Source organism: Microbacterium sp. S1037, assembly GCF_048381605.1.
In the GTDB taxonomy this organism is placed as follows: Bacteria; Actinomycetota; Actinomycetes; order Actinomycetales; family Microbacteriaceae; genus Microbacterium; species Microbacterium testaceum_B.
On the sequence record NZ_JBLWIG010000002.1, the window covers coordinates 368,395 to 394,192 of the forward strand.

At 68.0% G+C, this 25,798-nt stretch carries 20 protein-coding genes and 1 tRNA gene; 19 read left to right on the forward strand and 2 right to left on the reverse strand.

Features of this window, described 5'->3' with window-relative positions:
* Nucleotides 1-49: 49 nt before the first annotated feature.
* The 9 genes from otsA to serA all read left to right on the forward strand — a co-directional run bounded on the left by otsA (nucleotide 50) and on the right by serA (nucleotide 10,302).
* Nucleotides 50-1,510 (forward strand): alpha,alpha-trehalose-phosphate synthase (UDP-forming), encoded by a 1,461-nt coding sequence (gene otsA, locus ACMW4R_RS12460; RefSeq protein WP_058628569.1) that lies wholly within the window; start codon nucleotides 50-52, stop codon nucleotides 1,508-1,510.
* On the forward strand, nucleotides 1,507-2,286 hold the full coding sequence (gene otsB, locus ACMW4R_RS12465; RefSeq protein WP_418300065.1) for a trehalose-phosphatase: 780 nt from the start codon (nucleotides 1,507-1,509) through the stop codon (nucleotides 2,284-2,286). The genes otsA and otsB overlap by 4 nt, the downstream gene beginning before the upstream one ends.
* A gap of 59 nt (nucleotides 2,287-2,345) precedes the next feature.
* On the forward strand, nucleotides 2,346-4,064 hold the full coding sequence (gene ilvD, locus ACMW4R_RS12470) for a dihydroxy-acid dehydratase (protein WP_058614257.1): 1,719 nt from the start codon (nucleotides 2,346-2,348) through the stop codon (nucleotides 4,062-4,064).
* 46 nt (nucleotides 4,065-4,110) lie between these two features.
* Nucleotides 4,111-5,919 (forward strand): acetolactate synthase large subunit, encoded by a 1,809-nt coding sequence (locus ACMW4R_RS12475; protein ID WP_058595900.1) that lies wholly within the window; start codon nucleotides 4,111-4,113, stop codon nucleotides 5,917-5,919.
* 1 nt (nucleotide 5,920) lies between these two features.
* Entirely contained in the window at nucleotides 5,921-6,430 is a 510-nt protein-coding gene (gene ilvN / locus ACMW4R_RS12480) for an acetolactate synthase small subunit (RefSeq protein WP_058595899.1), read from the forward strand.
* Between the two features lie 63 nt (nucleotides 6,431-6,493).
* Entirely contained in the window at nucleotides 6,494-7,519 is a 1,026-nt protein-coding gene (gene ilvC / locus ACMW4R_RS12485) for a ketol-acid reductoisomerase (protein ID WP_058595898.1), read from the forward strand.
* Between the two features lie 138 nt (nucleotides 7,520-7,657).
* On the forward strand, nucleotides 7,658-8,188 hold the full coding sequence (locus tag ACMW4R_RS12490; protein WP_363334040.1) for a DNA polymerase III subunit gamma/tau: 531 nt from the start codon (nucleotides 7,658-7,660) through the stop codon (nucleotides 8,186-8,188).
* On the forward strand, nucleotides 8,185-8,523 hold the full coding sequence (locus tag ACMW4R_RS12495) for a bacitracin resistance protein (RefSeq protein WP_418300066.1): 339 nt from the start codon (nucleotides 8,185-8,187) through the stop codon (nucleotides 8,521-8,523). Before ACMW4R_RS12490 ends, ACMW4R_RS12495 begins: the two co-directional genes overlap by 4 nt.
* Nucleotides 8,524-8,697: 174 nt before the next feature.
* The gene (gene serA / locus ACMW4R_RS12500) at nucleotides 8,698-10,302 is read left to right on the forward strand and encodes a phosphoglycerate dehydrogenase (RefSeq protein ID WP_418300067.1); all 1,605 of its coding nucleotides are present in this window, start codon (nucleotides 8,698-8,700) and stop codon (nucleotides 10,300-10,302) included.
* A 1,077-nt stretch (nucleotides 10,303-11,379) separates the two neighbouring features.
* On the opposite strand, the gene ACMW4R_RS12505 is transcribed toward serA, so the two are convergent.
* On the reverse strand, nucleotides 11,380-11,922 hold the full coding sequence (locus ACMW4R_RS12505) for a TetR/AcrR family transcriptional regulator (RefSeq protein WP_058628563.1): 543 nt from the start codon (nucleotides 11,920-11,922) through the stop codon (nucleotides 11,380-11,382).
* Nucleotides 11,923-12,001: 79 nt separating this feature from the next.
* Between ACMW4R_RS12505 and ACMW4R_RS12510 the strand changes: the two genes are divergently transcribed.
* The 5 genes from ACMW4R_RS12510 (at nucleotide 12,002) to ACMW4R_RS12530 (ending at nucleotide 18,027) form a co-directional block, all read left to right on the forward strand.
* Nucleotides 12,002-13,540, forward strand: a complete 1,539-nt coding sequence (locus ACMW4R_RS12510; protein WP_418300068.1) for an MFS transporter — start codon at nucleotides 12,002-12,004, stop codon at nucleotides 13,538-13,540.
* Nucleotides 13,541-13,565: 25 nt separating this feature from the next.
* Complete coding sequence (locus ACMW4R_RS12515; protein WP_418300069.1) at nucleotides 13,566-14,615, forward strand: 3-isopropylmalate dehydrogenase; 1,050 nt, start codon at nucleotides 13,566-13,568, stop codon at nucleotides 14,613-14,615.
* Nucleotides 14,616-14,669: 54 nt separating this feature from the next.
* Nucleotides 14,670-15,776: a branched-chain amino acid aminotransferase gene (locus ACMW4R_RS12520; RefSeq protein ID WP_058614249.1), complete on the forward strand. Its 1,107-nt coding sequence runs from the start codon at nucleotides 14,670-14,672 to the stop codon at nucleotides 15,774-15,776.
* Nucleotides 15,777-16,025: 249 nt separating this feature from the next.
* The gene (locus ACMW4R_RS12525; RefSeq protein ID WP_418300070.1) at nucleotides 16,026-16,793 is read left to right on the forward strand and encodes a fumarylacetoacetate hydrolase family protein; all 768 of its coding nucleotides are present in this window, start codon (nucleotides 16,026-16,028) and stop codon (nucleotides 16,791-16,793) included.
* A complete protein-coding gene (locus ACMW4R_RS12530) occupies nucleotides 16,786-18,027 on the forward strand; it encodes an MFS transporter (protein WP_418300071.1) in 1,242 nt (413 codons plus the stop codon). Before ACMW4R_RS12525 ends, ACMW4R_RS12530 begins: the two co-directional genes overlap by 8 nt.
* Before the next feature lie 178 nt (nucleotides 18,028-18,205).
* On the opposite strand, the gene ACMW4R_RS12535 is transcribed toward ACMW4R_RS12530, so the two are convergent.
* Nucleotides 18,206-19,291, reverse strand: coding sequence for an aminotransferase class V-fold PLP-dependent enzyme (locus ACMW4R_RS12535; protein WP_418300072.1), 1,086 nt, complete (start codon nucleotides 19,289-19,291; stop codon nucleotides 18,206-18,208).
* Nucleotides 19,292-19,371: 80 nt separating this feature from the next.
* Here ACMW4R_RS12535 and ACMW4R_RS12540 point away from each other — a divergent pair, with 80 nt between their 5' ends.
* From ACMW4R_RS12540 to ACMW4R_RS12560, 5 genes are all read left to right on the forward strand, one after another.
* Nucleotides 19,372-20,328, forward strand: coding sequence for a LysR family transcriptional regulator (locus ACMW4R_RS12540; RefSeq protein WP_058628558.1), 957 nt, complete (start codon nucleotides 19,372-19,374; stop codon nucleotides 20,326-20,328).
* 10 nt (nucleotides 20,329-20,338) lie between these two features.
* The gene (gene gltX / locus ACMW4R_RS12545; protein ID WP_418300073.1) at nucleotides 20,339-21,853 is read left to right on the forward strand and encodes a glutamate--tRNA ligase; all 1,515 of its coding nucleotides are present in this window, start codon (nucleotides 20,339-20,341) and stop codon (nucleotides 21,851-21,853) included.
* Between the two features lie 201 nt (nucleotides 21,854-22,054).
* Nucleotides 22,055-22,126, forward strand: a tRNA-Gln gene (locus ACMW4R_RS12550).
* 104 nt (nucleotides 22,127-22,230) lie between these two features.
* Nucleotides 22,231-22,917 carry a hypothetical protein gene (locus tag ACMW4R_RS12555; RefSeq protein WP_418300074.1) on the forward strand — a complete coding sequence of 229 codons (687 nt, stop codon included), beginning with the start codon at nucleotides 22,231-22,233 and terminating at the stop codon, nucleotides 22,915-22,917.
* A gap of 357 nt (nucleotides 22,918-23,274) precedes the next feature.
* Nucleotides 23,275-25,554, forward strand: a complete 2,280-nt coding sequence (locus ACMW4R_RS12560) for a hypothetical protein (RefSeq protein ID WP_418300075.1) — start codon at nucleotides 23,275-23,277, stop codon at nucleotides 25,552-25,554.
* Nucleotides 25,555-25,798: the final 244 nt, after the last annotated feature.

The following is a 25,798-nucleotide window of genomic DNA, read 5'->3' on the forward strand; positions in this document are numbered from 1 at the left end:
CGCCGCCCGACGCCGCTGTTAGCCTGAGGTCGATCCCCGAGGAGGACCTGTGACCCAGGCCGATTTCGTCGTCGTCGCCAACCGCCTTCCCGTCGACCGCACCCCGGACGGTGAGGGATGGCGTCGTTCCCCCGGCGGTCTCGTGACCGCCCTCGAGCCGGTCATGCGTCGCGCCGATGGCGCGTGGGTCGGGTGGGCCGGTCAGCCCGACGTCGAGCTGGAGCCGTTCGAGTTCGACGGCGTGCACCTGGTTCCCGTCGTGCTGTCGGCGGCCGACGTGCAGAACTACTACGAGGGCTTCTCGAACGACACGATCTGGCCGCTCTACCACGACGTCATCGCCGCGCCGACCTACAAGCGGGCGTGGTGGGACGCCTATGTCCGCGTGAACCGTCGATTCGCCGAAGCTGCGGCCGCCTCTGCTTCTCAGAACGCGACGGTGTGGGTGCAGGACTATCAGCTGCAGCTCGTCCCCAAGATGCTGCGGGAGCTCCGCCCCGACCTGACGATCGGCTACTTCCACCACATCCCGTTCCCCGCTTACGGGCTGTACTCGCAGCTCCCGTGGCGCAAGCAGGTTCTCGAGGGGCTGCTGGGCGCCGACGTGATCGGGTTCCAGCGCGTCGCGGACGCGGGCAACTTCGCGCGAGCCGTGCGGCGCCAGTTGCGGTACGAGACGAAGGCCAGCGGCATCCTGGTTCCGGACGAGAAGGGCGGGACGCGCGTCGCCCTCGCCAAGGCGTTCCCGATCTCGATCGACGCCGAGTCGTACGTCGAGCTCGCGCAGAAGCCCGAGATCCAGCAGCGTGCGAAAGAGATCCGCGAGGGGCTCGGCAACCCCCGCAAGATCCTGCTCGGGGTCGATCGCCTCGACTACACGAAGGGCATCCGCCACCGTCTGAAGGCGTGGGGCGAACTGCTCGAGGACGGCCGCGCCACCGTCGAGGACGCCACGCTCGTGCAGGTCGCGAGCCCGAGTCGCGAACGCGTCGACGCCTACGTTCAGCTGCGCGACGAGATCGAGATGACCGTCGGGCGGATCAACGGCGACCACGACACCACCACGCACACCGCGATCCGGTACCTGCACCAGTCGTACCCGCGCGAAGAGATGGTCGCGCTCTTCCTCGCCGCGGACGTCATGCTGGTCACGGCCCTCCGCGACGGCATGAACCTCGTGGCGAAGGAGTACGTCGCGAGTCGCACCGACAACCGCGGTGTGCTGGTGCTGAGCGAGTTCGCCGGCGCGGCCGACGAGATGGGCAGCGCCCTGCTCATCAACCCGCACGACATCGACGGGTTGAAGGATGCCATCGTCCGCGCGATCGACATGCCCGCCGCCGAGCAGGGTCGCCGTATGCGGGCGCTTCGCAAACGCGTGCGCGATCACGACGTCGAGGACTGGTCGCGCGAATTCCTCGAGGCTCTTGCGACGTTCCACGACACGGCCTCGAGCGCGGCGGCCGCAGCCGAGGTCGAGGGCGGTTCCGAGAGCGAGGACGCGGAATGACCGCCGCCGACGCCACGATCGAGGCCGTCGCCACGACCGACCGCCTGCTGATCGCCGTCGACTTCGACGGCACCCTCTCCCCGCTCGTCGATGAGCCGATGTCGGCGCGCATGACGCCGGGCGCCCGTGCCGTGCTCGGCGACCTGGTCACGCTTCCCCGCACGGTCGTCGCTCTCGTCTCCGGACGCTCGCTCGGACACCTTCGCGAGATCGCGGAGCACACGGACGACTCGCTCATCTGGCTCGCGGGCTCCCACGGCGTGCAGTTCTGGGTACCGGGGGTCGGTGTCGAGTCTGCGACGGACGACGACGCGGACCTCGCCCTCCGGGATCAGCTGCAAGACGAGGTCAGTCGTCGCGCCGCCGGGACGACCGGCGTCTGGATCGAACCGAAGGAGTACGGCTTCGGCGTGCACACCCGGACCGCGGATGCCGAGACCGCCCGCGCCGTCCGGGAGATCGCCGACGAGCTGGTCGCCGCCGAGGCGCCCGGGTGGAGGCGTCGCACGGGACACGACATCCTCGAGTTCTCGTTCCGCCACGAGGGGAAGGACTCCGCCGTCGCGCACCTGCGCGAGCGGGTCGGAGCGACCGCGGTGCTGTTCGCGGGCGACGACGTCACCGACGAGGACGCGATGCGCTCCCTCGGCCCCGGAGACCTCGGCATCCGCGTCGGCGGGGGAGAGACCGCGGCCACGCTGCGCGTCGACGACATCGACGCTTTCGTGACCGTCCTGGAGGACATCGCGCGTCTTCGCCGCGCGCACACGGATTGATCAGCGATTCGACACTCGTGGCGCATCGGCGCGCCACGCGCGCGCAATAGACTGCGAGGATGCCCGCACCGCAGAATCCGAACACCGGCGAGTTCGACATCAAGCCCCGCAGTCGCGTCGTCACCGACGGCATCGAAGCCACGACCTCCCGCGGAATGCTCCGCGCGGTCGGCATGGGTGACGAGGACTGGGACAAGCCCCAGATCGGCATCGCGTCGAGCTGGAACGAGATCACCCCCTGCAACCTGAGCCTCGACCGCCTCGCGCAGGGCGCCAAGGAGGGCGTCCACGCCGGCGGCGGGTACCCGCTGCAGTTCGGCACCATCTCCGTCTCCGACGGCATCTCGATGGGCCACGAGGGGATGCACTTCTCGCTCGTCTCGCGTGAGGTCATCGCCGACAGCGTCGAGACGGTGATGATGGCCGAGCGCCTCGACGGGTCCGTCCTGCTCGCGGGCTGCGACAAGTCGATCCCGGGCATGCTCATGGCATCCGCTCGTCTCGACCTGTCGAGCGTCTTCCTCTACGCGGGCTCGATCGCGCCGGGCTGGGTCAAGCTCAGCGACGGCACCGAGAAGGACGTCACGATCATCGACTCGTTCGAGGCCGTAGGCGCGTGCCTCGCGGGCAAGATGAGCGAGGCCGACCTCAAGCGCATCGAGTGCGCGATCGCCCCGGGCGAGGGTGCGTGCGGCGGCATGTACACCGCCAACACGATGGCCTCGGTCGCCGAAGCCCTCGGTCTCAGCCTCCCCGGCTCCGCCGCCCCGCCGTCGGCCGACCGTCGTCGCGACTACTTCGCCCACCGTTCGGGCGAAGCCGTGGTCAACCTGCTGCGCCAGGGCATCACCACGCGCGACATCCTCACCAAAGAGGCGTTCGAGAACGCCATCGCCCTCGCCATGGCGCTCGGCGGCTCGACCAACGTCGTGCTCCACCTCCTCGCGATCGCCAACGAGGCCGAGGTCGAGCTGAACCTGCACGACTTCAACCGCATCGGCGACCGCACGCCGCACGTCGCCGACATGAAGCCGTTCGGCCAGTACGTCATGAACGACGTCGACCGTCACGGCGGCATCCCGGTCATCATGAAGGCGATGCTCGACGAGGGGCTGCTGCACGGCGACGCGCTGACCGTCACCGGGAAGACGCTCGCCGAGAACCTCGCGGACCTGAACCCCGACCCCGTCGACGGTAAGGTGATCCACCGATTCGACGACCCGATCCACGCCACGGGCGGCATCACGATCCTCCACGGCTCGATGGCCCCCGAGGGCGCCGTCGTGAAGTCGGCCGGCTTCGACGGCAACGTCTTCGAAGGCCCCGCCCGCGTGTTCGAGCGCGAGCGCGCGGCCATGGACGCGCTCGAGGCGGGAGACATCGCCGCGGGCGATGTCGTGGTGATCCGCTACGAGGGCCCCAAGGGCGGCCCCGGCATGCGCGAGATGCTGGCCATCACCGCGGCCATCAAGGGCGCGGGGCTCGGAAAAGATGTACTACTCTTGACGGACGGTCGATTCTCAGGCGGCACAACCGGCCTCTGCATCGGCCACATAGCTCCCGAAGCGGTGGACGCAGGTCCGATCGCCTTCGTGCGCGATGGTGATCTGATACGGGTCGATATCGCCGCTCGCACTCTCGACTTGATCGTCGATGAGGCCGAGCTGAGTTCCCGCCGCGAAGGCTGGGAACCGCTTCCCCCGCGCTATACCCGTGGCGTTCTGGCCAAGTACTCCAAGCTCGTGCACTCCGCCGCGGAGGGCGCGGTCACGGGCTGACGGCCGTCCCCCTTTTTCACCTTCTTCTGGTTCTCGAGGTACTCCCATGTCCATCGATTCCCCTACGGCGGCCGTGCCCCGGCCTCCCGCCCGCACCGCCCCGGCGCCCGTGATGACGGGTGCGCAGGCGGTCGTCCGCTCGCTCGATCTGCTCGGGGTCACCGACGTCTTCGGCCTGCCGGGCGGGGCGATCATGCCCGTCTACGACCCGCTGATGGACGACGAGCACGTCCGTCACATCCTCGTGCGCCACGAGCAGGGCGCCGGCCACGCGGCCGAAGGCTACGCCGCGGCATCCGGCAAGGTCGGCGTCGCGATCGCGACGTCGGGTCCGGGGGCCACCAACCTCGTCACCGCGATCGCCGACGCCTACATGGACTCGGTGCCGCTCGTGTGCATCACGGGGCAGGTGTTCTCCACCCTCATGGGCACGGACGCCTTCCAGGAGGCCGACATCGTCGGCATCACGATGCCGATCACCAAGCACTCCTTCCTGGTCAAGACGGCCGAGGAGATCCCCGGCGCCATCGCGGCAGCTTTCGAGATCGCCTCGACCGGTCGCCCGGGCCCGGTGCTCGTCGACATCACGAAGGACGCCCAGCAGGCCGAGGCCGCTTTCGTCTGGCCGCCCAAGATCGACCTGCCCGGATACCGGCCGGTGACCAAGGCGCACGGCAAGCAGATCCAGGCCGCGGCGCAGCTGCTCGCCACCGCGCAGAAGCCCGTCCTGTACGTGGGCGGCGGAACGATCCGCGCGAACGCGGCTGCCGAGCTGAAGGTGCTGGCCGAGGCGACCGGTGCGCCCGTCGTGACCACTCTCATGGCACGCGGCGCGTTCCCCGACTCGCACGAGCAGCACCTGGGGATGCCCGGAATGCACGGCACCGTTCCCGCGGTGCTCGCCCTTCAGGAGAGCGACCTCATCGTCTCGCTCGGCGCGCGCTTCGACGACCGCGTCACGGGCAAGGCGTCGCTGTTCGCGCCGCACGCGCAGGTGGTGCACGTCGACATCGACCCCGCCGAGATCTCCAAGATCCGCACCGCCGACGTGCCGATCGTGGGCGACCTCAAAGAGGTGCTCGTCGACCTGGATGCCGCCTTCCGCGCCGCCGACGCCGAGCACCCGCACGATTACTCGGAGTGGTGGACCTACCTGAACGGCCTCCGCGAGGAGTTCCCGCTCGGCTACACGCCCACCAGTGACGGTCTGCTCTCGCCGCAGCACGTGATCCAGCGCATCGGCGAGCTGACCGGTCCCGAGGGCGTCTACGCCTCCGGTGTGGGGCAGCACCAGATGTGGGCGGCGCAGTTCATCAAGTACGAGCGCCCCAACGCCTGGCTGAACTCCGGCGGCGCCGGCACCATGGGCTACGCGGTTCCGGCCGCGATGGGCGCCAAGGTCGCCCAGCCCGAGCGTGCCGTGTGGGCGATCGACGGCGACGGCTGCTTCCAGATGACGAACCAGGAGCTCGCGACCTGCGTCATCAACGACATCCCGATCAAGGTCGCGATCATCAACAACTCCTCCCTCGGCATGGTGCGCCAGTGGCAGACGCTGTTCTTCGACGGACGCCACTCCAACACCGACCTGAACACGGGACACGGCACGCGTCGCATCCCCGACTTCGTCAAGCTCGCCGAGGCGTACGGGTGCCTCGCGATCCGTGTCGAGAAGGAAGACGAGATCGACGCCGCGATCCAGCTCGCGCTCGACACGAACGACCGTCCGGTCGTGATCGACTTCGTCGTGAGCGCCGACGCGATGGTGTGGCCGATGGTGCCGCAGGGCGTCAGCAACAGCTACGTCCAGTACGCGCGCGACCACTCGCCCGCCTTCAACGAGCAGGAGGACTGAGATGTCTCGTCACGTTCTGAGCCTCCTCGTCGAGGACAAGCCCGGTCTGCTCACGCGCGTCGCCGGTCTCTTCGCCCGTCGCGGATTCAACATCGAGTCGCTCGCCGTGGGTGTCACCGAGGTGCCGGGCCTCTCCCGCATCACGGTCGTCGTCGACGTCGAGGGACTGCCGCTCGAGCAGGTCACGAAGCAGCTCAACAAGCTGATCAACGTGATCAAGATCGTCGAACTCGACCCCGCGGCATCCGTCCAGCGCGAGCACGTGCTGGTCAAGGTGCGGGCCGACAACGCCACCCGCTCGAACGTGCTCGAGGTCGTCAACCTCTTCCGCGCGTCGGTGGTCGACTACGCCCCCGACGCGATCGTGATCGAGATCACGGGCGACTCGGGCAAGGTCGGTGCGTTCCTGAAAGCCATCGAGCCGTTCGGCGTGAAAGAGCTCGCGCAGTCGGGCCTTCTCGCCGTCGGTCGCGGAGGCAAGAGCATCACGGAGCGCGTCCTGCGCAGCTGAGCTTTCTACTTTCCATTCCAACCGGTCCCGGAGCGGGGCCAGAATTCAAGGAGAAACATCCTCATGGCAGAGATCTTCTACGACGACGACGCCGACCTCTCGATCATCCAGGGCAAGAAGGTCGCGATCGTCGGCTACGGCTCGCAGGGCCACGCGCACGCGCAGAACCTCCGCGACTCCGGTGTCCAGGTCGTCATCGCGCTCAAGGACGGGTCGAAGTCGGCCCCCAAGGCGCAGGAGGACGGCTTCGAGGTCAAGAACGTCGCGGACGCGACCGAGTGGGCCGACCTCATCATGATCCTCGCGCCCGACCAGCACCAGCGCTCGATCTACGCCGACTCCATCAAGGACAAGCTGACCGAGGGCAAGACGCTCGCCTTCGCGCACGGGTTCAACATCCGCTTCGGCTACATCGACGCGCCCGAGGGCGTCGACGTGATCCTCGTCGCCCCCAAGGCTCCCGGCCACACGGTGCGTCGCGAGTACGTCGCGGGCCGCGGCATCCCCGACATCATCGCCGTCGAGCGCGACGCCTCGGGCTCGGCCTGGGACACCGCCCTGTCGTACGCCAAGGCCATCGGCGGCACCCGCGCCGGCGTCATCAAGACGACCTTCACCGAAGAGACCGAGACCGACTTGTTCGGCGAGCAGTCCGTGCTGTGCGGTGGCATGAGCCACCTCGTCCAGTACGGCTTCGAGACGCTGACCGAGGCCGGCTACCAGCCCGAGATCGCGTACTTCGAGGTGCTGCACGAGCTCAAGCTCATCGTCGACCTCATGTGGGAGGGCGGCATCGCCAAGCAGCGCTGGTCGATCTCCGACACGGCCGAGTACGGCGACTACGTCTCCGGTCCCCGCGTCATCGACCCGTCGGTGAAGGAGAACATGAAGGCCGTCCTCGCCGACATCCAGTCCGGCGCGTTCGCGAAGCGCTTCATCGACGACCAGGACAACGGCGCCACCGAGTTCCTCGCCCTCCGCGAGAAGGAGCAGGGTCACCCGATCGAGGCGACCGGCAAGGAGCTCCGCGGTCTGTTCGCGTGGAAGCAGCAGGACAGCGACTACGTCGAAGGCTCGGCCGCGCGCTGATCCGTCCGTCGAACGCCCCGGAGCCTCTCGGTTCCGGGGCGTTCGCCGTTGCATGGGGTTCTCTCGCCCCGGATGCCGCGGACGAGGCGCTCGGCGGGGCGCGACCCGGTCGCGGGGGAGCGCCGCTACCGTGGGATCGTGAGCACACCGCGCGATGACGACGCCCTCTCGTGGGGCGGTGACGACGACCCGACCCTCGACGTCGGCGACAAGCGCGCGCCCGACCCCGTGGCGGAGCCGGTCGCGGGACCGGAACCCCTCGTGCCTCAACCCCCTGTCTCCGATTCGCCGCCGACACGCGAGGCGCCGCGGGCGCCCGAGGCCGCGGCATCCGTCGATTCCTCGACGGACGCGACTCCGGATGCCGCGCATTCCGCGCCCCTCGGAAACGTCGGCCTGGTGGGCATCGGCATGGTGGCGGCGACGTTCCTGCTCTTCGCGCTCGGCTGGCTGCTTTCGGGACGCCAGCTCCAGAGCCTCGGCATCCCCATCCCGGATGTGACCGTCGTCGCGATGACCATCGGGGCCACCCTCGCCCCGATCGTGTGGTTCGTGACGGTCCTCGTGCTCACGCGCTCGTGGCGCACCTGGCAGCGATTCCTCCTGCTGATCCTGGGCATCGTCCTGCTCGTGCCGTGGCCGTTCCTGTCGATGGGATCTCTCGCATGAGCGCCGTCGCCCACACCCGTCACCTGCCGACGTGGCTCGTCGTCACGATCGCGGGAATCTTCGGACTGTTCTACGCGTACGTCGTGTGGAGTTCGGTGGCCCTGCTCATCCTGCAGGTCAACGGGCCGCTGGGTCTCAACGGCCTCGGCTGGTTCGTCTACTGCCTGCCGATCGTCTTCCCGCTCATCGCGTTCGGCGTCGCTTTCGCGATCGGCGCGCGGCGGAAGGCGGGGGAGTTCGCCCTCGTGCTGCTCGCCGGGCTGACTCTCTCGGCGGCCTTCTGGCTCGCGATCGTGGGGTACGGGACGACGTCGTACGGGTTGTACGGGTCTTGAGCCCGGTTTCGCGCACGTCATCGCGCGCGACCCGCTCCGGCGTCATACGGTCCGGCATCCATTCGCCTCCGCGCTAGGCTGGCAGACGGCCCGCACGGGTCGCGCGCCCGGTTCGCGCCGGCGGTGCGCGACGGTGCGCGTCAGACCCCCAGCACCGTTTCGAAGGACGCATCCGTGACGAAGCCCGTCGTGCTCATCGCCGAAGAACTCTCTCCCGCCACGATCGACGCGCTCGGCCCCGACTTCGACGTGCGCAACGTCGACGGGACCGATCGCCCCGCGCTGCTCTCGGCCCTCGCCGACGCGCACGCGGTGCTCGTGCGCTCGGCCACCCAGATCGACGCCGAGGCCCTCGCCGCGGCGCCGTCGCTCAAGGTCGTCGCCCGCGCCGGTGTCGGCCTCGACAACGTCGACATCAAGTCGGCCACCGCGGCGGGAGTCATGGTCGTCAATGCGCCGACCTCCAACATCATCTCGGCCGCCGAGCTCACCGTCGGGCACGTGCTGTCTCTCGCCCGTCGCATCCCGGCTGCCCACTCCTCGTTGGCGCAGGGCCTGTGGAAGCGCAGCTCGTTCACCGGCACCGAGCTGTTCGAGAAGACGATCGGCATCATCGGTCTCGGACGCATCGGTGCGCTGATCGCCGCCCGGTTGCAGGCGTTCGACATGCGCGTGATCGCGTACGACCCCTACGTCACCGCGGCTCGTGCTCAGCAGCTCGGTGTGCAGCTCGTTTCGCTCGACGAGCTCCTCGAGCAGAGCGACTTCGTCACCATCCACATGCCCAAGACGCCCGAGACGACGGGAATGATCGGCGCCGAGCAGCTGCGCCGCATGAAGAAGACGGCGTACGTCATCAACGTCGCGCGCGGTGGCCTCATCGACGAGGAGGCGCTGTTCGACGCCCTCGCCACCGGCGAGATCGCCGGTGCCGGCCTCGACGTGTTCTCGACCGAGCCTCCCGCCGAGGGCGGCCCGGCGCGCAAGCTCCTCGACCTGCCGAACGTCGTGGTCACCCCGCACCTCGGCGCCAGCACCGAGGAAGCGCAGGAGAAGGCGGGTGTCTCCGTCGCCCGCTCCGTGAAGCTCGCCCTCGAGGGCGACCTCGTTCCGGATGCCGTGAACGTCGCCGGCGGCGCGATCGACCCGTTCGTGCGTCCCGGTATCGCGCTCGTCGAGATGCTCGGCCAGTTCTTCAGCGGCCTCGCCGACAGTGCCCTCACCAGCCTCGACATCGAGGTGCGCGGCGAGCTCGCCGCCTACGACGTGAGCGTCTACCGCCTCGCCGCACTGAAGGGGTACTTCAGCCGCATCGTCAGCGAGAGCGTGTCGTACGTGAACGCTCCGCTCTTCGCCGAACAGCGCGGTGTCGAGGCGCGTCTCGTCGTCGAGGCCGAGAGCCCGCTGTACCGCAACATCACGATCCTGCGCGGCACGCTCGCCGACGGGTCGACCCTGACGGTCGCCGGCACGCTCGCCGGAACCCGCATGGTGCCGAAGGTCGTCGCCATCAACGGCTACGACATCGAGGTGCCGATCGAGAAGCACCACCTTGTGATGCGCTACGCCGACCGCCCCGGCATCGTCGCGATCTACGGCCAGAAGCTGGGTGAGGCGGGCATCAACATCGCCGGTCTCCAGGTGGCTGCTCCGGATGCCACGGGCCGTGCGCTCTCGGTCCTCACCGTCGATTCGCCCGTGCCCGACGAGATCCTCGGCGCCATGCGCGAGGCCGTCGGCGCCGACCTGTTCCGGCAGATCGACATCGTCGAAGACTGACGCGACAGCGTTCGGGGGAGGGGGTCGCGGGAGCGGCCCCCTTCGTCGTTTCAGTGCCGGTGCGCGAAACTCTGCGCCGTCCACGCGATCCGGGTAGAAGGTGATGTGAACGTCGCAGTCGGGTGGTTCGCGCGACGAAGTTTGCACGAGCCGGTTTCGTCGGATGCTCGTATAGACCTGTGTTTGCTTGGGCTCCAGCTCGTGTCCACCTAAAGGTGGACATCCAGCCCGATGCCAGTGTCCGGGCATGAAGAATCGCTGTTCAGAGCCGTTATCCGAATCCATAACGAAGAATCCTCCGGGCTCGTCGCCCTCGCTAGTCCGCCGCGGCTTTCAGGGCGCCCTCCTCGTAGCCGCAATTGTTGCCTCGTCGCTGGTTCCGGCGACGGGGCGTCCGCGCAATGGGGCGCGCCAGAGCCTCAGCGCTACTGTTCATCGTCGGTTGGCTGCTACGTAGATCCCGCGACAGGGCGAGCCGTGTACACGACGCTCGGGCCGACGCTCACCGCTCGCGAGAGGGATCTGCTGGGGCAGTGTCAATTGCGGATGGCCGGAAGCGGCGCCGCTCTAGCAGGTGGTCTCGCGGGGCGTAACTGGCTGGCGATCCTCGGCGCCGCGTTCAACGGAGGAGCCGCATTGACCGGTCCCTGTAAAGATCTTTGGAACTCGACTGCCCGTTACAGGAGGAGCTGACCATGAGGTCATTGCGCGGTATCAACATTCTGCTTGTCGTCCTCGGCGTGATCTTCGTTATCGTCGGTCTCATCACACTTCGGACTGACGTTTTCGTCGGGGTGATCGGTGGAATCGGTGGGATCCTCATGGTTGTCGGAGGTTCGATCGCCTTGGCGAAGAGTCGAGGAACCACGACCTAAAGCTCTCCCTGTCGGAGATCTTCCTCCCTGCCCCGCCGCAACCCGCTCATGCGCGTATGCGGCGGGGCATCTGCATGCCCAGAACCGCGAGGTCTTCGCATCGAGGACCGAGATCGCAACGATGACAATCACGAGTGAGGGTGCTGCGAGCGTGACGTCGCATCTGCGAGACATGCGCGGGCGAGGGGCCGCCTCGCGCGGATCAGGTGGTCGCCGCGACGACCGCGGCGATGAGCTTGTCGAGGTCAGCACCCTCGACCCGCGGGCTCGGGACGGCGTTGAGGTCGAGAACGGCGTTGAAGTAGAGGCCGTCGCTGACGAGCAGCACGATCTGCAGTGCGGTCTCGTCGCGGGTGTGGCCCCGCAGGCTCTCTTCCCAGAGCTCGCGCACGCGTCGGAGTGATGCGGTGGCGGCGTCGTTGCCGTTCTGCGCGAGGCGGGATACCGCGAGGATCGTCACGTCGAGCGCGGAGCCGGTGTTCTGCGATGAGCGGATGTGCGCGGCGACGGCGCCCTCCGTGGACCTCTCGATCTCTTCCACGTCTTCGCGCGCGAGCTTCTCGAGGCGCTCCACGAGGGCCGCTTCGAGGGCGCTCTTGGAGCTGAAGTGGTAGAGGAGACCGCCCTTGGAGACACCGGCCGATCGCGCGGTGGCATCGACGGTCGCCGCGCGCTCTCCCTCGTCGACGAGGATGCGCGTGAACGCGTCGAGGACGGCTTCGCGGGCGAGTGGGGGGCGGCTCATGACTCCTCGATCGTACTGGCGGCAAGTGTTTCTCGTCTGTTACTATACCGGCTGGACGGTTCAGAAACGGATTCGAAGAATGCTCACCTCGTCGTTGCCCACGCAAGACATCGCCGTGACCCGCGCCGGGTGGCGTGGCTGGTTCGCGCTGGCCGTGCTCATGCTGCCCGTGCTCCTGGTCTCGGTCGACAACACGGTGTTGAGCTTCGCTCTCCCCGAGATCGCACTCGACCTGCAGCCGTCGAGCATCGAGCAGCTCTGGATCATCGACGTCTACCCGTTGGTTTTGGCTGGTCTCCTCGTCACGATGGGCACCCTCGGCGACCGCTTCGGCCGCAAGCGCATGCTGCTGATCGGCGCGACGGGTTTCGCAGCCGTGTCGGCGCTGTCCGCCTTCGCCCCGACGGCGGCTGCTCTCATCGCGGGCCGCGCGTTGATGGGCGTGTTCGGCGCGATGCTCATGCCCTCCACGCTCTCCCTGCTGCGGAGCATCTTCCGCGACCGTGATCAGCGTCGCTTCGCGATCGCGATCTGGGCCTCGGGTTTCTCGGCCGGTGCCGCGCTCGGTCCCATCGTCGGGGGCTTCCTGCTCGAGCACTTCTCGTGGGGCTCGGTGTTCCTCATGGCGGTACCGGTGCTCGTGCCTCTGCTCATCCTCGCCCCCATCTTCGTGCCCGAGAGTCGCGACCCCGCGCCTGGCCGCTTCGACCCGATCAGCGTCCTCCTGTCGCTCGCGACCATGGTGCCGATCGTCTACGGCATCAAGAAGCTCGCCGTCGACGGCCCGGTGTCACTCGCGCCCCTGCTCTTCGTCATCGGCGTCGTCTTCGGCTGGTTGTTCGTGCGTCGTCAGCGGCGCCTGTCCGCGCCGATGCTCGACATGACACTGTTCCAGCGCGGCACGTTCTCGGGCGCGATCCTCGTGAACCTGCTGAGCGTGGTCGGTCTCGTCGGATTCCTGTACTTCGTCGCCCAGCATCTGCAGCTCGTCGTCGGGCTGACGCCGATGGTCGCGGGCTTCGCCCTGCTCCCGGGGCTTGCCCTCATGATCGTGTCCGGCCTCGCGGTCGTGCCCATCGCGGCGCGTTTCGCACCGCGCGTCGTCGTGCCGATCGCGCTCGGCTTCTCGGCGGTCGCCTACGTGATGGTCGCGCTCTCGACCGCCGACCTCGTTCAGCTCATCGTGGCCTTCGGTCTGCTGGGCGTCGGTATCGGTGCGGCTGAAACGGTGTCGAACGAGCTGATCCTGTCGAGCGCGCCCTCCGCGAAGGCGGGTGCCGCGAGCGCCGTCTCCGAGACGGCGTACGAGGTGGGCGCGGTGCTCGGAACGGCTGTGCTCGGCGGCATCCTGGCGGCGTTCTACCGCGCTCAGCTGGTCCTGCCGGAGGGGCTGCCCGATGCCGCGGCATCAGCCTCCCGAGAAACCCTCGCCGGGGCTGTCGCCGTCTCGCACACTCTCGACGACGCCACCCTTGCCGAGGCTCTGCGGACCGCGGCGGCACACGCGTTCGACTCGGGTGTGGTCATCACGGCTCTGATCGGGGCGGGCCTCATCGTCGTCGCGGGTGTGATCGCTGCCACTACCCTGGGAGGAACCCGCGGCACGTCGACGAAGTGACGTGCCCCGAGCTCTGAGGAGAGCGATGTCGCGTGTCGTGAAGCTGGCCGTCATCCCCGGTGACGGCATCGGTCCCGAGGTCGTTGCGGAGGCCGTGAAGGTCCTCGACGCGGTCACCGCCGAATCCGAAGTCGTCTTCGAGAAGACGCACTTCTCCCTCGGGGCGGGTCGCTACCTCGAGACGGGCGACACGCTCACCGATGACGACCTCGCGGCCATCGCGGCGCAGGATGCGATCCTGCTCGGCGCCGTCGGGGGAGTCCCCGGCGACCCTCGCCTGAAAGACGCGAACATCGAGCGGGGCCTCCTGCTGAAGCTTCGGTTCGAGCTCGACCACTACGTGAACCTGCGTCCGTCGAAGCTGTACCCCGGTGCGAGCGGTCCGCTCGCCGACCCGGGAGACATCGACTTCGTGGTCGTGCGCGAGGGCACCGAGGGCCCGTACGTCGGCAACGGCGGCGCGATCCGTCGCGGCACTCCGCACGAGGTCGCCAACGAGACGTCGGTCAACACCGCTTTCGGAGTCGAGCGGGTCGTCCGATACGCGTTCGCCCTCGCGGAGCGTCGTCGCCACAAGCTCACGCTCGTGCACAAGACGAACGTGCTCGTGCACGCCGGCGGCATGTGGAAGCGGATCGTGGATGCCGTGGCATCCGAGTACCCCGGGGTCGACGTAGACTACCTGCACGTCGACGCGGCAACGATCTTCCTGGTCACGAACCCGGGCCGCTTCGACGTGATCGTCACCGACAACCTCTTCGGCGACATCCTGACCGACTTGGCCGGCGCCGTCACCGGAGGCATCGGCCTCGCCGCTTCGGGCAACATCAACCCCGACGGCGCGTTCCCCTCGATGTTCGAGCCCGTCCACGGATCGGCGCCCGACATCGCGGGCACCCAGAAGGCCGACCCCACGGCCGCGATCCTCTCCGTCGCCCTCCTGCTCGATCACCTCGGGCTCGCCGACGAAGCCGCCCGCGTCACCCGCGCGGTCGAGGACGACATCGCGAGCCGCGACGGCGCCCGCAGCACCGCCCAGATCGGCGACGCCATCGTCGAACGCGTCCAGGCGTAACCTGGACCGATCGGCCCGCATCGCCCCCGCGCATCGAACAGTTTTGGATCACGAATGACCACCATCGACACTGACCCCGACACCGGACTCGACCCGCTCGAGTTCGCCGTCACCCGCAACCTCGCGGCGAAGAGCGCGGCGGATCGCGACGCGATCCTCGCCAACCCCGGGTTCGGGCAGAGCTTCACCGACCACATGGTCGACATCTGCTGGTCGGTCCGCGGCGGCTGGCACCGCCCGCGCGTCTCGCCCTACGGGCCGATCTCGCTCGACCCGGCCGCAGCTGTCCTGCACTACGGACAGGAGATCTTCGAGGGCATTAAGGCCTACCGTCACGCCGACGGATCCGTGCACACCTTCCGCCCCGACCAGAACGGTCGTCGTCTGCAGCGCTCGGCCCGCCGCCTGGCGCTGCCCGAGCTGCCCGTGCCGTACTTCCTGCAGTCGCTGCGCGAGCTGATCGCCGTCGACGGCGCGTGGGTGCCGTCGGGCGAGGATCAGAGCCTCTACCTGCGGCCGTTCATGTTCGCGAAGGAGGCGTTCCTCGGCGTGCGCCCCGCGCACAAGGTCGCGTACTACCTCATCGCCAGCCCCGCGGGTGCGTACTTCAAGGGCGGCGTGAAGCCGGTCTCGATCTGGCTCAGCGAGGACTACTCGCGCGCCGGCAAGGGCGGTACCGGTGCGGCGAAGACCGGTGGCAACTACGCCGCCAGCCTCCTGCCCCAGTCCGAGGCGTACGAGAACGAGTGCGACCAGGTCGTCTTCCTCGACCAGGACCGCAACGTCGAAGAGCTCGGCGGCATGAACGTTGTGTTCGTCTACAAGGACGGCACGATCGTCACCCCGCAGTCCGACTCGATCCTCGAGGGCATCACGCGCGACTCGCTTCTGCAGCTCGCTCGCGACCGAGGACACCACGTCGAGGGGCGCAACGTGTCGCTCGACGAGTGGCGCCGGGGTGTGGCATCCGGAGACATCGTCGAGGTGTTCGCGTGCGGCACGGCCGCGGTGGTGACGCCGATCGGCATCCTGAAGGGTCGCGACTTCATCGACGAGCAGCCGACGGGCACTCTCGCCCTCGAGCTGCGCGAGGAGCTGACGAACATCCAGTACGGCCGCGCCGAAGACAAGCACGGCTGGCTGTACCGCCTCGACGCGTAAGCGCCGAGTCCAGCGGAGGGGTTCCCGGATGCCGGGGCCCCTCCGTCGTCTCCGCCGGGCGTCGCCCCTCCGCCATAAACGCGATCCACTCACGGAAACGCGGTGTGCACGTGTTTCTGCGCGCGGATCGTGTTTATGGATGCCGCGGGCCAGGGGCGCGCCGGGGCGGAGGAGCTCGGGCCGGACTCGCTCGCCCCGGGCGGGTGGGGAGACGGATGCCATGTCCGACCCCGCGGATAGGCTGAAGCGGTGAAGATCGCTCGATTCAGCCACCAGGATGCCATTCGCTACGGGATCGTCGACGACGGCGAGCTCGTGGTCCTCGCCGGAGACCCGATGTTCGCGGGATTCGACACGACGGGGGAGCGCGTGCCCCTGTCCGATGTCGCGCTCCTCGCGCCGGTCATCCCGCGGTCGAAGGTGGTCTGCATCGGCAAGAACTACCATGACCACGCCGCCGAGATGGGCGGCGAGGCGCCGGCCGAGCCCCTGATGTTCCTCAAGCCCAACACCTCGGTGATCGGCCCGGGAGACGTGATCGTTCGGCCTACGAGTCTGAGCTCGCACACCGACTACGAGGGCGAGCTCGCCGTCGTCATCGGCCGTATCGCCAAGAACGTCCCCGCCGACAAGGCGAGCGACTACATCTTCGGTTACACCGTGGCCAACGACGTCACCGCACGAGACCTTCAGTGCAGTGACGGGCAGTGGTCGCGCGCCAAGGGGTTCGATACGTTCTGCCCCGTCGGGCCCGTCATCGAGACCGAGCTCGACCTCGAGACCGCCGCGATCACCACGCGCGTCAACGGCGAGGTCCGTCAGCAGGGCCCGGTGTCCGACATGATCCACGGCGTCGGCGCCCTGGTCGCGTACGCGTCCGCGGTCTTCACGCTCCTGCCCGGCGACCTGATCCTCACCGGCACCCCCGCCGGCGTCGGTCCCTTCGTTGCCGGTGATGCCGTCGAGGTCGAGGTCAGCGGTATCGGGGTTCTGCGCAACACCGCGCGCGATGCCTGACGCGACCGCGCCGGTGGGCATCGACCTCGCCGCCACCCAGCGCCGTACGGTGCGGGTCCTGGCGGCGGGGCAGGTGCTCACCGGTGTGGCTTTCGGGGCCACCCTGTCGCTCGGAGCTCTCCTCGCGGCCGATCTGTCGGGCCAGGAGGCGCTGTCGGGCTTCGCGACCGCCGCGGTCACCCTCGGCGCTGCCCTGACCGCCATTCCGCTCGCCCGACTGGCTGCCCGTCGCGGCCGGCGATTCGCGCTGACGACGGGAAACCTCGCGGCGCTCAGCGGGATCATTGTCGTCATCGCGGCGGCCGCCACCCGCACCTTCCCCCTGCTGCTGGTGGGCATCGCGCTCATCGGGGCCGGGAACGCCGGCACGCTCCAATCGCGTTTCGCCGCGACCGACCTCGCGACGACCGCTCGTCGCGGTCGCGACCTCGCGACGGTGGTTTGGGCGACCACCGTCGGAGGCGTGGTGGGTCCTCTGCTCCTCGCACCCGGTGAGCTCGTCGGGGCGAGCATCGGGATGCCGCGGCTGACGGGCGCCTACCTTTTCTCGTTCGCCGCGCAGGTGTGGGCGTTCGCTCTGTACGTGCTCGTTCTGCGGCCCGACCCCCTCTTGCTCGCGCAGCGCCTCGACCGGGAGAAGACCGCCTCGGTGGCCGACATTCCCGAGGCCGATCGCCCGGGACTCGCCCGGTTCGCGATGCTCGCGGTCGCCGCCTCCCACGTCACGATGGCGTCGGTGATGGCGATGACGCCCGTGCACCTGTCGCACATCGTCGCCCCGGATGCCGTCACGCTCGCCGTCGGTGTGACGATCGCGCTGCACGTGTTCGGCATGTATGGCCTGTCACCGGTCTTCGGCATCCTCGCCGACCGCGTCGGACGTCTCACGGTGATCCTGCTGGGGCAGGCGCTCCTCGCGGCGTCGCTCGTCGTCGCGTCGCTGTTCTCCGCGTTCCAGTCCGGCGTGCTGGTTGCTCTCGTGCTGCTCGGCCTGGGCTGGAGCGCCGCGACCGTGGCGGGCTCCGCGTTGCTGACCGAGGCGACCCCGCTCGCTCTGCGCCCGCGACGTCAGGGCCGCAGCGACACCCTTATGACCGCGTGCGCCGCCGTCGGATCGATCCTCGCGGGCGTGATCCTCGGGCTCGTCGGGTACGGCGGTCTCGCCCTCTGGGCCTTCGTGCCCGTCGCGCTCGTGTGCGTGGGTGCCGTGGTCGTCCGGGCACGCGCGTCCTGACCGTCGGCGCGATATGCCCCGGGCGCGCACGAGAGCCCGCTCATCTATAGGCGTGCGCGTGCGAAACTCCTGAGAGATCGGGGCCGTGCACCGCGCGCCCGTCGAGAACCACGCGGCGAGCCCAGAAAGTCAGGAGTTCCGCACCCACCCGGGCCGTGGCCGCGCGCGCGTCGACCGATCAGATCGAGTAGCTGAGAGCTGCCGGCCGGGCGGCGGGCACGGCGGTGGTCCCCAGCGCGCGGAGCGCGCGGTCCACGTCGCCGTCGTCGTTGAAGACGTGGAACGCGACGCGCGCGCGGCCCGCGCGTCCCGACGCCGTGATGCCGCGAGCTGACAGCCGCGAGAGGGCTTCGCCGTCGGCATCCGGCCACGTGACGATCGCCGAGGGGCGTGCCGGCTGGGGGAGTCCGAGTCCTTCGCGGAATCGCGCCGCCAACCCCGTCGCGTGGGCGTAGACCTCCGTGATGTCGGCGTCGGCGAACATCTCGATCGCGGGAGCGGCCCCGACGAAGGCCTGCCAGGCGGGCGAGACGTCGAACCGGCGCGCGTCCGGCGCGAGGGTGCCGCCGGTTCCGTAGCACGATGCCCACGGATCGTCTCCCGAGTACCAGCCCGCCTGCACCGGCCGGAGCGACCGCGCGAAATCGGGTCGAACGGTGAGGAAGCCGACGCCACGGGGGCAGCAGAGCCACTTGTACGCGTGACAGACCGTCGCGTCGAAGAAGGTGGCGTCGACCGGATGCCAGCCCGCGGCCTGCGTGAGATCGCACAGCGTGCGCGCGCCGACGCGGGCGGCCGCGGCGACGATCCCCGCGGCATCCGCGACTTCTCCGGTCGCCGACTGCACGAGAGAGAAGGCCACGAGAGAGGTCTCGGCATCCACGGCGTGGGCGAGCTCGCCGAGCGACGCGGTACGCAGACGGATCCCTCGACCGGCGTGGGCGAAGGGGGCGACGAGCGACGCGAAGTCGCCCTCGGGGCAGAGGACCTCGGCACCGTCGGGAAGCGAAGCGGCGATGAGAGACACCATCACTGACGTCTGCGAGGCGATCGCGACGTCGCTGGCGGGGCAGCGCACGAGGCGCGCGTACGCGGCGCGCGCATCCTCGACGGCGCGGGACGCGGCGGCGACATCGGGGCGACCGGATGCCGCGGCGTCGAGGTCGGCGCGGACGGCGCGCACCGTGGCGCGAGACGGGAGACCGACGGTACAGGCGGCGAGATAGTCGCGGCCGCCGGTGAAGCGGGAGGCGAGGCTGCTCATGGATCCAGGCTCCCGCGGAGCGCGACATTGCACTAGAGCAGGTATTGCATGAGAAACATGCACTCTGCTTATGTATCAGGGTGACCGATCAGGACGACGACCTCGACGCCCATTCGCTCCGCGTCGTGAAGGCCATCGCCGACACCGGCTCGATCACCGCGGCCGCCCACGCGTTGGGCTACAGCCAGCCGGCGGTGAGCCAGCAACTGCGGCGGCTCGAGCGGCGCGCGGGCACGCCGATCGTCGAGCGCGTCGGGCGCGGTGTACGCCTGACGGAGGCCGGCCGCGTCCTCGCGCGGCACGCGGCCGTGGTCACGACGGCCCTCGAGGCCGCCGCCGGTGACCTCGCCGAGCTGCGTGGTCTGCGGGCCGGTCGCGTGCGCATCGCCGCATTCCCCTCGGCCTCGTCGACCGTCGTTCCCCGCGTCATCGCCGCCGTCACGGCTCGCCGTCCCGGGGTTTCGATCAGCTTCGTCGAAGCCGAACCACCCGAGGCGATCGTCGCGGTACGCGAGGACCGGGCCGACATCGCGCTCACCTACAGCTATCCCGGTGACCGGCGTGAGCTCGACCTCGCCGCCAACGGACTCTCGGTGCGCGCGGTCGGTGGAGACGACACCGTTCTCATCCTGCCCGTCGACCACCCGGCCGCCACCGGCCCCATCGACCTCTCCCGCCTCGCGGACGATCGGTGGATCGCGGGATGCCCCCAGTGTCGGGGGCACCTGCTCGAAGCCTGTGCGCGAGCGGGCTTCGTCCCCGACATCGCCTTCGAGACCGACAACTACATCGCCGTCGAGAACCTCGTCGCGCAGGGCGTGGGGGTCGCGATCCTGCCGCGCATGGCGGTGGCATCCTTCCCGCTGCTCGCGGGAATCGCCGCTCCTCGGCTCCCGGATGCCGAGGCCCGCACGCTGCACGTGGTGACCGCTCGCGGCGCGGAACGCGTGCCGGCGGTCGGGGTGGCGCTCGACGTCATCGCCGAGGTGCTCGCCGACTACCCCCTGCCCTCGGGGCGTCAGGCGCGCCGCCGGTAGGATCGAGGGGATGTCTGCCTCTCCCGATCCCCGCACCACGACCGCCACCGGTGCCGACGTCCGCGTCCGGTTCTGCCCGTCTCCGACGGGTCTGCCGCACGTCGGTCTCATCCGCACCGTCCTGTTCAACTGGGCCTACGCCCGGCACAACGGCGGAAAGCTCGTCTTCCGTATCGAAGACACCGATGCCGCGCGCGACAGCGAGGAGAGCTATCAGCAGCTCCTCGATGCCCTGCGATGGATGAACATCGATTGGGACGAGGGCGTCGAGGTCGGGGGTCCGCACGCTCCCTACCGGCAGTCCCAGCGTCACGAGATCTATCGCGAGGTTCTCGACAAGCTCGTCGCGGCGGGAGCGGTGTACGAGAGCTACTCGACGGCCGAGGAGATCGATGCGCGCAACGAGGCCAACGGCCGCGCGAAGCAGCTCGGCTACGACAACTTCGATCGCGACCTCACCGAGGAGCAGAAGGCGGCGTTCCGCGCCGAGGGGCGCCAGCCCGCGTGGCGCCTGCGCGTGCCCGACCACGACCTCACCTACGTCGACCTCATCCGCGGCGAGGTGACCTTCCCCGCGGGATCGTTCCCCGACTTCGTGCTCGTGCGCGCCGGGGGAGTGCCCCTTTATCCGTTCGTGAACCCGGTCGACGACGCCCTCATGGGTATCACCCACGTCATCCGCGGTGAAGACCTCATGCCTTCGACCGCGCGGCAGCTCGCGCTGTACTCGGCGCTGGTGGATGCCGGCGTCACGACGTTCATTCCGCGCTTCGGTCACATGCCGCTGGTGCTGGGTGAGACCGGCAACAAGAAGCTCTCGAAGCGCGACCCGCAGGCCGACCTGTTCCTGCAGCGTGAGAAAGGTTTCATCCACGAGGGACTGCTCAACTACCTCTCGCTCCTTGGCTGGTCGCTGTCGAGCGATCGCGACGTGTTCTCGCTCGACGAGATGATCGCGGCCTTCGACATCGCCGACGTCAACCCGAACCCCGCGCGGTTCGACCAGAAGAAGGCCGAGGCGATCAACGGCGACCACATCCGGATGCTGGATGCCGACGACTTCGCCGCGCGGATCGTCCCCTACCTCGCGGGGGCCGGGTTCATCGCCGAGGAGCCGTCGCCGGAGCACCGGGCGATCATCGCCGCCGCCGCTCCGCTCGTTCAGGAGCGCGTGCAACTGCTCGGTGAGGTGCCGGGCATGCTCGGGTTCCTCTTCGTCTCCGAAGTGGAGTACGCCGAGGATGCGCTCAAGGGTCTCCCGGCGAACGCGGCCGAGGTGCTCGTGGCATCGGTCGGAGCCCTCGAACTCGTGCCGGAGACGGAGTTCACCGCAGCGGCCGTGCAGGAGGCGCTGTCGCGAGCGCTGGTCGACGAGCTGGGCCTCAAGCCCCGCGTCGCTTACGGGCCGCCTCGCGTGGCGCTGACCGGCCGTCGTGTATCGCCCCCGCTTTTCGAGTCGATGGAACTGCTCGGTAAGACCGAGACTCTGCGTCGCCTCGATGCGCTCGTCCGTCACCTCGGCTGAGCATCCGCCGCCTGTCGCCCCGTCCGCGAGACTCGCAGAACCTCGCAGAATCCCCGTCGGATTCTGCGAGGTTCTCGCATTCTGTAAGCACGTCGCGCCGGCGACATCGCGGCGTGCGACGCGCGCGGGCCGACGCCGGTTTGGCGCTGGGCCGCGCTTCACGTAAGCTTGATCCTCGGCACGAGTTCCGGCTCAGCGCCTTGGGGTATGGTGTAATTGGCAACACGGCGGTTTCTGGTTCCGTTGTTCTTGGTTCGAGTCCAGGTACCCCAGCAAGACGAAAAGCCCCGGTCAACGCGCAAAGCGCGGAATCCGGGGCTTTTGCTTTTCCCCCCGAGGGTCTCGCATGTCCGCGGTCATCCTGGTAGGCAGGAGGTATGACCACGACCGCTTCTCCACCGCGACGACCGTCGCCGTCGGAGCGTCGCGCCCGCCGGGAGCGACTGTCGACGTGGATCACGATCGGTGTCGTGCTCGTCGTCTGCGCCGTCGCGGCGTTGGGGGCGTACGGCATGGCGAACTCGTGGTGGGTCGAAGATGCTCCGACCGCCTCCGCCGATCAGCAACTCCCGGATGGGCAGTCGCGGTTCGATCAGGCGGGCCTCGACTTCCTGAACCGGCAGCGACACGCCACCGTCGACGTCGTCGATGCTGCCTCCGCGGGTGAACTCGGGCTCCCCGCGAACGGCGACACGCCGGTCGAAACGCTCGTTCCGCTGACCGTCGATGTCCGCGGGAGCGGGGGAGTGATCTCCTTCCCCGGGGTCTCCTGGTTCGCCCTTGCGACGGAACAGGACCGACTGACCGCTCTGACGGTGGCTCCCGCCTCGAGCGCCACCTGGGTCGCCATCCGCTCGGATCTCGAGCAGCGCGCGGCTCAGTGGGGATGGTCGGACAGCGATCTGCGGGACCTGCAGCAGAACGTCGGGGATGCGGGGCGCGAGGAGGGTGTCGCTCAGACGTTCCGTCTGCCGGCGACTCCCGTCGACGGGATGACCGTCACCGCCGAGGTCTCGGTGGATGAGGGCGGGCGCATTTCTCTGCGATACGTCTTCGCGCGCTGACCTCGCCCGTCCCCTCGTGACGCGTCGCGAGCACAATGGGGTCATGGGAATCGTTGCGCAGCGTCCGGAGGAACCGACCGAGTGGGCGGGGTTGCCCGGGGAGCCACGCCGCGCCCGAAGTCGTGCCGAGATGCTTCCCGAGGGCGAGGTGTCGAGTGCGTCGTCGCCGGACCTGTTGGGGGTGGGAGAAGCGCAGCTCTCGTCGATCTCGGTCCCGTCCGAGATAGAAACTGACCAGACTTAAGTGGATCTGGCCGACCGCCGGCGACACGTGAAGATTTCCGTACTTGGCGGCAGGCGACTAGCTATCGCGCTAGCGTTTGGGCTGACTGTCGGCGGACTGGTGTGGGGGAAACGATGGAGCGCAAGCCGGGGCTGGCGAGCCGACGAGAACTCCTCACGCTCAGCTCGCTAGGTATTGTCGGCACCGCTGCGCACGGTATTGCGTCGATCACACCTGCGGCGGCAGCCGATATATCCGCTACGGGCGGGGCGTCGATCCAAGAGATCGCCGGCGACCAGGTGGGGCTCGCAGACTCGGCGGACACCGCTGTGATCATCGCATCTGCCGCGTCGTTTCCGGATATCGACTCGTCGGGAGAAGAAGACTCGTGGCGTGGCCTTCAGAGCGCAATTAACGCAGCTTTGGCGATTCCGAATGCAGTTCACCCTACAGTCGTGGTGCCCAGTGGTCGCTACAAGGTGAGTCGTGCGCTATTGAACGCTGTTTTTGATTTCACGACCGAATCCGCCTCCGCGCCCCGATCGTTGCGGATTTTGGCGCACGGTGCGCACATCACGAAATCTGGGCACAGCTTCCTCCTCGACATTCAGGGCTCGGTTGGAGCGATCTATGAGGTGGCGTCGATCGAAGACATCTACGACGCTCAACCAACACCCGGTGATCAGCCGAATGCGATGATGAGGGTTGCGCTCGCGACACCGGTGTCGAATCTCGCGCGAGGGGACGTCGTCAAGGTCATTGCGAACAACCATGTGCCCGGATCGATCCCGCGCCCCGAAGCGAGCACGACCGGAAACTACCCGCGCGCGGTCCTCATGGCGGTTGTTGATCGCATCGAGGCCAACGATGTCATTATTACCGGCAACACTGGCCTCTTTGACGCGGTCACGATGAGCCCGCGTTTGGTGAAGCTGGAAACGACATTCGAATTCCGTGGGGGAATATTAGACTCCGCGTCCGGGAGTACCACTGGAATGGTGCGGTGCACGAACCTCGTCGAACCCATCGTGTCAGACCTCATCATTCATCGGAGTCCAGCGTCAGGTGTGCAAATGAAGGGGTGTTGGTCTCCGCGAGTCGACAATATTGATGGACGCTACGCGCCCAACGACCCTTCAGCCAAGGCTGCTGGCTATCTGGTAGCGGACAACGGGTCGTTCTACGGTCAGTACTCGAACCTCCGGGGTGCGCATTGCCGCCATGTGTGGACTGACGACATAAATTCGACCGAGCCAATCAGCGGAATGGGCCCAGTAGCGCCGGACGCACTTGGCAACTTTGGTTCGACCTACGGTGCGAGTGTTACCGCTGTCACAGGAATCCAGTGCGATTCGCAAGCAGTCAGTCCTCACCATGGAGGGCGAAACAGCACTTTCTCGAACATTCTCGTGCTTGGTGGTGCTGGAGGAATCGCATCTCGCGGGCGCGGCCACTCCTTTCGCAACCTTCATCTAGTAGGTGGAAGTGTCGGCGTCGTCATTTTCACCCAGAGCGACGGGGTGACTAGTCGGACTACTATCGACGGTGCGTATATCGACGGTCCCTCGCGCAACGCGATTCGTGTACGGCGAAATACAACCGGTTCCTACGGCGGCGAGCGCGAGGCGGCGACCGACCACATCCAGAACGTCCGCGTTGTCAACTCTCCCCGCGAAGCGCTTCACATACTGAATAGCCGTCTAGTAATCAGCAATCTTTCTGTAGAATTTCCCGCTGTGGTTCCAGCTGTCTCGGGAGCTTCTGACCTGAATGTTTCCATTGCCCTTAGCAACTCTGAAGTCCGAGCGTCCGCTGTCTCACTCAACTTCTCCGGCACGGCACCTGCTTCGATACCCGCCGGTCTTACCCTTATCCAGTTGAATAGTGATTCTGTCTGGCGTAGCTCAGAGATAGATGTTGTGTTTGGGAATCCGACCGCTTCGCCCCGCTTTTCGGCCAGCGTTTCGGCAACTTCACGTGCACTATTTTCCTCGAGCTTTGTCTTCGACTATCTTCCGTCAGCGATCCTGTCGGCATCGAGTGCCGCGTTCCTAGCGGAAAAGAAGTCATCCATATCTTGGCGTGAACGCGAATACTCAGGTGTAACCCGGAGATCCAGCGCGTTCCTCGTGCATTCGCCAGACAGTGACGCATTTTCGGCGCTGTCGGTCTCAGGCGAACTGGTTGGCGCCGTTGGCTTCCAAGGGCACACCTCAGCACTGACAGTTCCGTCGATCCCCGCAGGGACGGTCCGCGGACAGCGCTTGTCGCTGCTGAATCAGTCCAGCTACCCGGTCGTTGTCGTAGCGGGCGGAGCCTCGAAGGTTCGAAGCAGTAGCGCGGGAAATCCGACGCTGAATCAGTTCGAATCGCTTGATTTGCTGTGGACGGGCGGGGTCTGGCAGCAGATATGACTCCGCAACGCCGAATCGCTCCCGCGTTGCGAAGCTCCAGACCCTTCGATCGCGCCGTTCGCGCTGTGCATGCTGGTGTCACCGATGACCTGCTGTCGGCGGATCGCATTCGATGCGGTTCGGCTTGGTCGGATGCTCGAGTGTGATTGTGTGCCTCCCGTTCTCGCGGAGGTTTGACTGCGGGCGTAAGAACTCGACGCTTGCGTCGCTACATGACGATCGTGTGACGGTGTGTGGCGAGCGC